This is a genomic window from Pseudomonas sp. FSO-7 (assembly GCF_059579345.1).
On record NZ_CM184193.1, the window covers coordinates 6,489,479 to 6,500,066 of the forward strand.

Below are 10,588 nucleotides of genomic sequence, written 5' to 3' on the forward strand. Positions count from 1 at the left end.
GAACTCACACCGCTTTCTTACCAGTCGAACGCGGCGAAGAATGCCAAGGTTTTCAGGATAAAAAAGTAGGAGCTTTCCTTTTTTCAAAGAAACAAATCCAAATAGGCATTCGCTGAAACATCCGAAGACGAAGCGGTCGTTGACAACGTTTGACCTTTCCAGTCCAGCCAATGAAAACCACTTCAAACTATTTCCTTCGCAGTCTCTTTTTCTTCTAGAGAAAAGTCCTACATCCTTTTCTTTTTCTACCAGCGCCTGCGCGCGCGTCCATCAAGGCTGCTTCAATGAGAGCAGGAGTTAAAGCCACAGTCCAAGGACGTTCGCATGTTCCATACCCTTGATTTGCCCAGCTTCCGTCTCACGATTACGGATCTCAAACATGATCTTCAAGTCGTGGCCTTCAAAGGCTACGAAGCCATCAGCGCACCTTATTCGTTCGACATTGAACTCGTCAGCGAACAAAGCGATATGAATTTGAAACATTTATTAAACAGGCAAGCCTTTCTAACATTCGATAAACAGGGAAGCGGTGTTCACGGGTTGGTTTATCGCGTTGTACAAGGCGATGCCAGCAATCGCTTGACGTATTACAAAATAAAACTAGTGCCACGACTGGCTTACTTGGAACACCGCACCAATCAGCGAATATTCCAACAAACCAGTGTGCCGCAAATCATCACAACGATTTTCAAGGAGCACGGCATTCTCACGGATGCTCATCGCTTCCAGTTAAATGCAAGTTATCCGCCTCGTGATTACTGCGTGCAATATAGAGAATCCGACTTGCACTTCATTGAGCGCCTGTGTCACGAAGAAGGCCTGCATTACCATTTCCAGCACAGTGAGTCGGGCCATCAGTTGGTATTGGGTGATGACCAGACCGTGTTTCCCCGACTCGAGCACCGCACTGTTTATAAACACGGCAGCGGTATGGTTTACGACGATCCGGTTATCCATCGGTTCGGCCTGCGACTGGAAACCCGAACCAGCCGCGTCACGTACCGTGACTACGACTTCAAGAAGTCGGCATTTCTATTGGAGAGCAGCTGCCAGCCTAGCCTCGAAGAGGTCCGGCCGGACTTGGAGGCCTATGATTATCCGGGTGACTTTACCCAGGAAAAACGCGGCAAGTTACTGAGCCAGAGGACCTTGGAGCGCTACCGCGCCGACTACGTCCAGGCAGAAGGAAAGAGCAATCAGACGGCACTGGCGACGGGACACTTCCTGGCATTGAGTGAGCACCCTCGCCAGGAATGGAACGACTTATGGCTCCTGACCGAAGTGCATCACGAAGGCAAACAGCCGCAAGTGCTTGAGGAGATAGCCCCCAACGACACGGGCAGGAATGAAGCCCACTTCAACCAGGGCTATCGCAATCGCTTCGTTGCCACGCCTTGGGACGCGATCTTCCGTTCGCAGAGGGTTTATCAAAAACCACGTATATCGGGCAGCCAGACAGCAATCGTCACGGGGCCCAAAGGCGAAGATATTCACTGCGACCCGTATGGGCGGGTCAAGGTCCGGTTCTTCTGGGATCGCGCGGGACACTTCGACGACGGCAGCAGTTGTTGGTTGCGCGTCGCTTCCAATTGGGCAGGTAACCGCCACGGCGGCGTCACGATCCCGAGGGTGGGCATGGAGGTGCTGGTGACCTTCATGGAAGGCGATCCCGACAAGCCTTTGATCAGCGGGTGCCTGACCAACAGCGCCAATGCCGCGCCCTACCCGTTGCCGGTGCACAAGACCCGCACGGTGTTTCGTTCTTGCAGCTCGCCGGGCAGCCAAGGCTTCAACGAGTTGCATCTGGAGGATCGCGCAGGTCAGGAGCTGATCTATCTGCGGGCCCAGCGTGACATGGAACAGAAGGTCGAAAACGACAGCCGCCTGGAGATTGGCAACGAACGGTGGGAAACCATCAAGGGTAACAGCATCACCGTGCTGCACGCCGAGGAACATCGGACCACTGCCGCCGACCGCACGGTCCGGGTCGAAGGCAATGATTACCTGCGCGCCGCCAACCGCCACACCCGCGTCGATCAGACAATGGTCGTCGAGACCGGGCAACACGTGCATATCAAGGCGGGCGCCCATCTGGTCCTTGAAGCGGGTGCGACCCTCAGTTTGAAAGCCGGGGGCGAGCACATCGTGATCGACCACAGCGGCGTCTACAGCAGCAGTGCAATCCAGCTCGGCGGCGCGCCCAAGGCCAGTACCACCGCATCGTCGTTCACGCCAGGTTCGACGGATCCCTCTCCGGTGCTCGCCCCCACCCAACGCGCCCTGATAGCGGCCAGCAAAGCAGCGGGACTGGATTTCTGCCCCATCTGCGAGGCTTGCCGCGAGGGCTTCTGTCCAACGGAAGCCGCCGCATGACTCGCTCATTCCCCCATCGATGGCTGATCGAACAGCAACGCCTCGGTCATGCTTTGTGCATCGTCCTGGACTCAGAAAATGAACATCCCATGCGCCAGACATTGCTCAAGAGCCGTCGTCCCGACCAATACCTGAGCATCTATGGTCAAACCCTGGTTGCCGAGCTGGGTGACGCCGGGCCCTTTGTCTTCAGCGTCGAGCGGCCCGGCGACGAACCTATCAATGAATTGCTCGACCGGCCGGACAGCCACTGGGGATGGCTTGCCAGCCTTCCCGAAGGGGGCCTGCCAACACTGGTGGGACACTGGCGTGAGCGATTGATCATTGGGGAGCGTCCTCAACAGGCGCTGTACCGCTTCCATGACAATCGCGTCCTGGCCCGGGCGCTCAAACATTTGCCCGTTGAAGCCTATCCGGCCTACCTCGGACCGGCGCTCAGTGTCTGTTATTGGCAGGGCACGGGTTGGGCAAGCACGCGCAACCCGGCACCGGGGATATATCCGGTGCCTGATTCGCCGCTCTGGTTGCAGGTGCCTGCTACCCCGCAGCAAGCGGCACAAGCTCGTCTGCTCAATGCCCGCCGTTTCCTGTTGGCCGAGCATGTCCAGGCCTTCGCCACACTTGCTGAACAACAGGACCCGGAGGCGTGGTTGCGCGCCACGCTCGATCAAGCCGGGGCATGGCACTGGCAGGCGCCTGAGCAGCTGGAGTTTTTGCTGACCCAAGGCCTGCAAGCACCCGCCCATCATCTGGCGTCGTACTGGCAAGTACGCCCGGCCGAAAGACCCGACGAGCATTTTGAACGGGTGCGCCTGATGACGGCGTTCTGGCAAGGAGACGCGCAACTATGAAACATGCCCTGCGAATTGCAGGTTTGAGCGGCTGCCTGGTGATGGCGACAGGTTGTGCCGCCAAACAATCGAACACGTTTATTTTCACGGCAGATTTGCCGCCTGACTTTGCCTACCGTGCAGCGGTGTACTACATACCCGCCCCAGGCGAAACCTGCACCGTCGAGACCCGATATAACAAAGCGCCGGTGTTCAACAGGGAGTGGCGCAAGGCCTACACACCTGATTCCGAAATCGTTATTCGCCGAACCCGCATGGGCTGCCCGTTGGTAGTCAATCGCATCGAGCTCGAAATCAACGCCGCCTACGGCAAGGATTGGAGCGATATCAGTCAGGACTCGGCCAATGTCGTGATTCTCGATGCCCTGGAAGAACAGTACAAAGGTGTTTTCAGCGAAGCGGGCGAAAGTACTTTTTACGGCCAATGCCAATGGTTGTTCCGCACCTCGGGCAAGCCTCGCATCCTCAGGAAAATCCTCGACTGCAAAAAAACCAACCCACAGGGCGAGCTTGGGCGCGGGCGTCCTTTCTCGGCGTACACCCTTGCTCAACTCCCGGGTAAAACCGTGAGGATGAAGATCACGTTGGCCCGCGAAGAGAAACCCTACATGGGTGACACCTGGGTGAAGGTGCCTGACGGCTGGAAGCGCTGCATGGGCGATAGTTTCGAAGACCCATACGCATTTTGTTTCGGTAATGACAAAGACTTCAGCGGTTTTCAGATGCCCGACGGACGCAAATGCACTATTTACCCCGGTTGTACGGAATAAGGAGATCACGTATGACGTCGTTTCAAAAGGAATTGGAATCAAGGCTAAGCAGTCGCATTTTGACCTGCCCTGTAGGGGGTAGATGGACCCGTTTTCAACTCGTCGATGAATTGGGCTCTGGTGAGCCTTATGCGGGGCTGGGCTATGTTGCTATCGACTCGGAGGGACAAAAATATCCAGGCAACCTGGATGCCATGGGGATCGGCAAGGTCACCAACCACTACGCCGGGCCAATTGCCCTTACCTTTGAGCAACCGTATCAAGAGCAGGAAAAATGCTACATCGAGCTTCAGCGCAGAGCTCACTACCCCCTCAAGATCACCGAACTGCAAGTCCGTGCCGAGCAAACCCGCTACCTGAACCCAAACGCCACCCGCACCCGGGAAAACCCGGCACAAGCCTGCGCAGACGATTTTTTCCAGGTGGAAGTGCGGCATCTGGTCAAGCACGTCGCCCATCTGCCCCCCGAGGTGTATCGCCATTACCCGCACCCGGCAGGGCCGGCACGGCTGATGGGCGAACATGGCAAGCTCGGCGTAGCGCTGATGCCACAAAAACACACAGTGCTGGAAGTTCGACCGTTGCGTGCGTTGCGACCGATGCTGTCCACCGCCCCCGAATTCTGCGCGCTCAACTTGTACCAACTGGCCCTGATGTCGACATTGACCTATTGTCCCTTCGGCCAGAAACCCGACAAGGCCCCAATAACAACGGCAGTGGACTTTACTCGACAGCCGAGCGTGGGCAACTGGTTCGCCAACGCATTGGCCAAGTCCGAGGAACTCGGGGAGTTCTATCCAGGGCAAACAAAACCCTACTACCCGCTGTATGAAGACGTGCCCTACTCCAGACGCCTGGAGATCGTGCCATTCGACCCGGCCCTCTACGCGGTCAACGATCCTGAATTGGGGATACATCAGGAGCATCCCGCCAAAGTCCATTTTCTCGACGACACCGGCGAGCAAGACGGCACGAACACCCAGGCCTACATCACCCACAACGACGAGCTGATCCTGATAGCCGTGCGTGGCACCCAGCAACTCGCCGACTTTCTGCGCGACGCCGATGCGCGCCAAGTGCCGTTTGAAGAAGGTGTCGGGCAGGTACACCGAGGGTTCTATGGCGCCGCCAAGAAAGCAGCGGCTTTCGTGACGAGCTACCTGGACCGGTTCTACGCCGGGCAAAAACTGCTGATCTGCGGCCACAGCCTGGGCGGCGCGGTGGCACTGCTGCTCGCCGAAATGTTGCGGCGCAGACCGGAAGGCTACACCCTCCAGCTCTACACCTATGGCGCACCTCGCGCCGCCGATGCCACCTTCACAAAAAACGCCGAACCTCTGGTGCATTACCGAATGGTCAACCACAACGACCCGATACCCAGCGTGCCGGGCAGTTGGATGAATACCAAAGGAGGCGTTTATGGCACGGGGTTGGCCCTTGCATTCGCCAACGTACCGGTCGGCCTTTCGGTGTTCGTCGCGGGCATCACCCGCTGGACGGGCGAACCGTATGAACACCACGGCATCTTGCGGCATTTCCTGCCGGTGGAATTCGATCGCAAGGAACGCTCTTCGATCCTGTGGATGCCTCGTTGCGACACCATCATCCAACACGCCGCCTGCGAGGTGGCCCTCGAGCATAAACATGGCTTGCCGGACCGCCCGGCATTACTGGCCCAACTCCTCCAGACCGGCAATCACTTCATGGTTCCCAGCTACATCCCCGCTTGCTGGGCGACCTTGCGGCGCTGGCAGGAAGCGCATATCAGCGAAGGCACACTGGCGACAAAACGCGAATATGAATGGATCGACACTGCGCTGGCACGGATTACCCAACAGCTGCGTGATGAAGAGCGTCGCCTGGCGGGAAGGGGCGCGCCCAATGGACGTAGCGAAAGCGCCCTCAACGTTGCGCTCATCCGCGAGGTCGACAAGCTGCACAGTACGCGCGCGCGCCTGGCGACACTGCGTACCGCGTCGGTGAGCGAAAAAGACGTCTATGGGAGCTTGTCGAAACAACCTGAGCAACTGGCACACAACCTGGCCCGCTGGCAGGCGCATCCGGAGAACAGGGTGGCCGAGCAACTGGCGATGGCACCGGCCACGGATGACGACGGTGAATTGATCCATGGTGGTCACGGGTATGCCATTGGTGAACCGTATACGCTGGATCTTGATTCCATCAGTTGAACGGCGCGGCTGCCAACCTATGGCGGCTGCGCCCGTGGCGTCGGACTGGCAGAAATCGAAACTCAAATGGCCTGACTCAGGTTATTCAATTACCTTGGAACTCTGGCATGACCTCCGGAGTAGCATTGATTGACCCAGATTGTTCATTACCGTGACCTACGTACTGGAACGTGTCTCTACACTCACAAAACACTACGAGGCTGCCTGACCGATGGCTAAAACTGTTCCCTTGCCTAAGCCCGAGCGTGACTTGCTGCTACTGCACATCGAGCTGAAGTGGATGACTCCAACGATTTGGCGTCGGTTCGCAGTGCCTGAAAACATTACCTTGGGCAGGTTGCATCAGGTGATCCAGATCGTGATGGGTTGGAGCGACTACCATCTGCACGAATTTGAAATTGCCGGTGAGAATTACGGCGTGCCCGACCCTGATGGCTGGGGGCCGCCGGTGCATTCGGAAGCTCGTAAAACACTGATCAAGGCACTGAACGGAAAGCGGACATTCAATTATCTCTATGACTTCGGTGATGAGTGGCATCACCGTATCAAGGTCGAAAAAACATTACCCGCTACTGCGTGTCCTCAAGTGCCGTACTGCCTCGAGGGCGCCAATGCCTGCCCACCGGAAGACGTGGGTGGAGGGCCGGGTTACGAAGTGTTTTTAGAGGCCATGACTAACCCTGAACATCCCGAGCACGATGCTACGGTGGAATGGTACGGGGAGATCTTCGACCCGACGTTTTTTGATTGCGAACGCGTGAACCAGTGGTTTAAACGGATCAAGGTCTGAGTGGCAGGCGGGTGTAGTACGGATGTTTACCTCAGATTAGGTAGGTAACTTGCTGCCGCCATCGCGAGCAAGCTCGCTCCCACAGGGGGATTGGCGGTGTGTGCTCATTCTGTGATCACATCGGGGGATCAACGACGCTCAGCCTGTGGCGAGGGGATTCAGCGAAACGTCGCACCGCCCCGCTGGGCTGCGCAGCAGCCCCAAAACGACCGGCGCATTCCTACAGAAAAACCGCTGCGCCACCGAGCGAGAGCAAGCTCCCTTGCCCCGAATCCTGGGCATTACGGGGCCTTGTTTATTCTCCCTCCGCAACGCCTCCACCAAGCTACGAATCCTTGCGCCATTGCCTACAACTACGCCAGAATCCGCCCGCTTGTGCGCCATGCCCATGGGTTCTATCGTTTCCCTGCCACTGCCCATCAGTGGTCGGGTTTAGTAGCCCTGGTTGGAAATACATAATGGTTGCATGAGTCTCATCAGTCAGGCGTCGCCTGCACTTGATGGTGGCTGTGCGCATGGCGCCTTCGGGCGCGCCGGGCTTTTATGTATTTTCCACCGGTCTACTAACTTGCGCACAGCCGCCACCCTTCGTTTAGTAGCGAGATGGTTGCGGCCTACTACTAAATGGAAAAATGCATATGTTCAAGATAACTCCGAACCCTCCAGAAACTGACTCAACGTCTACCCATTCCGGTCGTAAAAACCAAAAGCACGACGAAACCACCAAACGCGTCTTGGATCACTACCTGTTACCCAAACCGGAAAAACCCGAAGATGCATCCAAACCGGGCCAGCTCTTCACCGTGGCAAAAAACGCCGACAACGAATGCCTGCTCGCCAACCTCAGCGAAAACCTGGCATCCGCCGACGCGATGATCAGCAACTTGGCTTTCGACCTCGAGGGTCCCCGCCGCCACATCGCCCTCGGCATCCAGCAATTGATCGAGATGAGTTCATTGTTGGCGAACCGAGTGCTGGATAACGTCGACCCACGCTAGCCGCTATACCACCCGTGGCGAGGGAGCTTGCTCCCGCTGGGTGACGAAGCCGCCCCAAAACAGGCTGACGCATTCTTCCAGACAAACCGCATCAGCCGGTTTACGACGGCTGCGCCGCCGAGCGGGAGCAAGCTCTGGCCACGGACCTCTTACATCCGTTAGATCAGGCTGCAATGTGCCGCCGCCATCGCGAGCAAGCTCGCTCCCACAGGGGCTCCATGCCCCAACCCCGCGCACACCCGCGCCAACAAGGGGCGATTTACGGTCAAACCTTTTGGCCATTTCGATCCCCTTTTGGCCTCTCCTGCCGTTCTCTGAAACGCCTCCCGCCGCAAGACTGTGTCTAAACCGACCAGCCTTGCGGAGAACAAAAAAATGCTGACGATCTATTCCGACGATCACCACCTGCACCACGGCCGCTGCGAGTTGATGGACGGGCAACTGATGCCCTGTTTCGAGATGCCGTCCCGGGCCGATCATGTGTTGGAGCGGGTCAAGGCGCAGGGGCTGGGGCCGGTGGAGGCGCCGCAGGATTTTGGCCTGGGGCCGATCCAGCGTATCCACAGCGCGGCGTACCTGGAATTCTTCAAAGGCGCTTGGGACCGCTGGGCCAAGTACAACCGCGACGGCGATTTGTTGCCCTTCACCTGGCCAGCGCGGACCTTTCGCACGGTCATCCCCACCAGCCTGCACGGCCAACTGGGTTACTACAGTTTCGACGCCGGCGCGCCGATCACCGCTGGCACGTGGCAGGCGGCCTACAGCGCCGCGCAAGTGGCCCTCACCGCCCAGGCGGACATCCAGCGTGGTGCGCGCAGTGCCTTTGCCTTGTGCCGCCCACCGGGGCACCACGCTGCCGGTGATTTGATGGGCGGTTATTGCTACTTGAACAACGCCGCCATCGCCGCCCAGGCCTTTCTCGACCAGGGCCACAAGAAGGTCGCGATCCTCGATGTGGATTACCACCACGGCAACGGCACCCAATCGATTTTCTATGAGCGCAGCGATGTGTTGTTCACGTCGATCCACGGCCATCCGGAGGCGGAGTTTCCGTTTTTCCTGGGGTATGCCGACGAGCATGGCGAGGGTGAAGGCGAGGGTTTCAACTTCAACTATCCTTTGCCGGCGGGCTCAGGCTGGGACACCTGGAGCGCGGCGCTGGAGCAGGCCTGCGGGCAAATCCGGGGCTATGACGCCGACGTCATCGTCGTGTCCCTGGGCGTGGACACCTTCAAGGACGACCCGATCTCGCAATTCAAGCTCGACAGCCCGGATTACCTGGCGATGGGCAAACGCATCGCGGCGCTCGGCAAACCGACGCTGTTCGTGATGGAAGGCGGTTACGCGGTGGCAGAAATCGGCATCAATGCCGTGAACGTTCTTGAAGGTTTCCAAAGCGCCCAATGAGGAACAACAGCATGAACAGACTCAAGCGTTTAATGGCTCCGGCCGTGTGTGCCGCGCTGCTTTGCGGCGCTGTCCAGGCCGAGGAGCGCACCTTGCGCGTCTACAACTGGTTCGACTACATCACGCCCAAGGCCTTGGAGGATTTCAAGGCGCAGAACAGTCAGGTCAAGCTGATCTACGACATCTTCGACACCAACGAGGCCCTAGAGGCCAAGCTGCTGACGGGCAATTCCGGCTATGACGTGGTGGTGCCGTCCAACGTGTTCCTGGCCAAGCAGATCGAAGCCGGGGTGTTCCAGCCTCTGGACCGCAGCAAGCTGCCGAACTGGAACCACCTCGACCCCAAGCTGATGAAGCTGATCGAAGCCAACGACCCGGGCAACAAATTCGCCGTGCCCTACATGTACGGCACCATCCTGATCGGTTTCAACCCGGACAAGGTCAAGGCCGCTTTGGGCGACAACGCGCCGGTGGACAGTTGGGACCTGATCTTCAAGGAAGAGAACATCAGCAAGCTCAAGCAGTGCGGCGTGGCGCTGCTCGATTCGCCGTCGGAGATCCTGCCCCTGGCCTTGCAGCACCTGGGCCTGGACCCCAACAGCAAGAAGGCGGCGGACTACACCAAGGCCGAAGCGCTGATGATGAAAATCCGTCCGCACATCACCTACTTCCACTCATCCAAGTACATGGCTGACATCGCCAACGGTGATATCTGCGTGGCGGTGGGCTACTCCGGCAGCTTCTCCCAAGCGGCCAACCGCGCCAAGGATGCCAAGAACGGCGTGACCGTGGACATGCGTCTGCCTAAGGAAGGCGCGCCGATCTGGTTCGACATGCTCGCCATCCCCAAAGGCGCGAAAAACCCGGACGACGCCTACACCTTCATCAACTATCTGCTGCAACCGCAGGTGATCGCGCCGGTCAGTGATTTTGTCGGTTATCCGAACCCGAACAAGGACGCCACCGAGAGGGTCGACCCGGCGATCCGCGGTAACCCCAACCTGTACCCGACTGAAGCGGCCATGACCACGCTCTACACCCTGCAACCGTTGCCCAGGGATGCCGAGCGTGCGCGCACGCGTGCCTGGACGCGGATCAAATCTGGACAGTGAGGTTTAATGCTGTGTGAGCGCTTCGCGCTCAAGCGGGAGCAAGCTCCCTCGCCACGGGGTTGGCGTGCGCCATAGGCGTACGGCGCGCTATACATAGT

Annotated in this window: 8 protein-coding genes; all 8 read left to right on the forward strand. The window is 58.3% G+C overall.

All coding sequences use genetic code 11. The features are described 5' to 3' along the window. Positions 1–324: 324 nt before the first annotated feature. The 8 genes from AC515T_RS28590 to AC515T_RS28625 all read left to right on the forward strand — a co-directional run bounded on the left by AC515T_RS28590 (position 325) and on the right by AC515T_RS28625 (position 10,490). A complete protein-coding gene (locus AC515T_RS28590) occupies positions 325–2,373 on the forward strand; it encodes a type VI secretion system Vgr family protein (RefSeq protein ID WP_496530872.1) in 2,049 nt (682 codons plus the stop codon). Then, positions 2,370–3,224 (forward strand): DUF4123 domain-containing protein, encoded by an 855-nt coding sequence (locus AC515T_RS28595; protein WP_496530873.1) that lies wholly within the window; start codon positions 2,370–2,372, stop codon positions 3,222–3,224. Before AC515T_RS28590 ends, AC515T_RS28595 begins: the two co-directional genes overlap by 4 nt. Continuing rightward, positions 3,221–3,994, forward strand: a complete 774-nt coding sequence (locus AC515T_RS28600) for a hypothetical protein (protein ID WP_496530874.1) — start codon at positions 3,221–3,223, stop codon at positions 3,992–3,994. The genes AC515T_RS28595 and AC515T_RS28600 overlap by 4 nt, the downstream gene beginning before the upstream one ends. A gap of 11 nt (positions 3,995–4,005) precedes the next feature. Further along, the gene (locus tag AC515T_RS28605) at positions 4,006–6,183 is read left to right on the forward strand and encodes a lipase family protein (RefSeq protein ID WP_496530875.1); all 2,178 of its coding nucleotides are present in this window, start codon (positions 4,006–4,008) and stop codon (positions 6,181–6,183) included. A 211-nt stretch (positions 6,184–6,394) separates the two neighbouring features. Beyond that, positions 6,395–6,973, forward strand: coding sequence for a plasmid pRiA4b ORF-3 family protein (locus tag AC515T_RS28610; protein ID WP_496530876.1), 579 nt, complete (start codon positions 6,395–6,397; stop codon positions 6,971–6,973). A gap of 638 nt (positions 6,974–7,611) precedes the next feature. After that, complete coding sequence (locus AC515T_RS28615) at positions 7,612–7,971, forward strand: DUF6124 family protein (protein WP_496530877.1); 360 nt, start codon at positions 7,612–7,614, stop codon at positions 7,969–7,971. Positions 7,972–8,346: 375 nt separating this feature from the next. Then, entirely contained in the window at positions 8,347–9,378 is a 1,032-nt protein-coding gene (locus AC515T_RS28620; RefSeq protein ID WP_496530878.1) for a histone deacetylase family protein, read from the forward strand. 11 nt (positions 9,379–9,389) lie between these two features. Then, positions 9,390–10,490 carry a polyamine ABC transporter substrate-binding protein gene (locus tag AC515T_RS28625; RefSeq protein ID WP_496530879.1) on the forward strand — a complete coding sequence of 367 codons (1,101 nt, stop codon included), beginning with the start codon at positions 9,390–9,392 and terminating at the stop codon, positions 10,488–10,490. Positions 10,491–10,588: the final 98 nt, after the last annotated feature.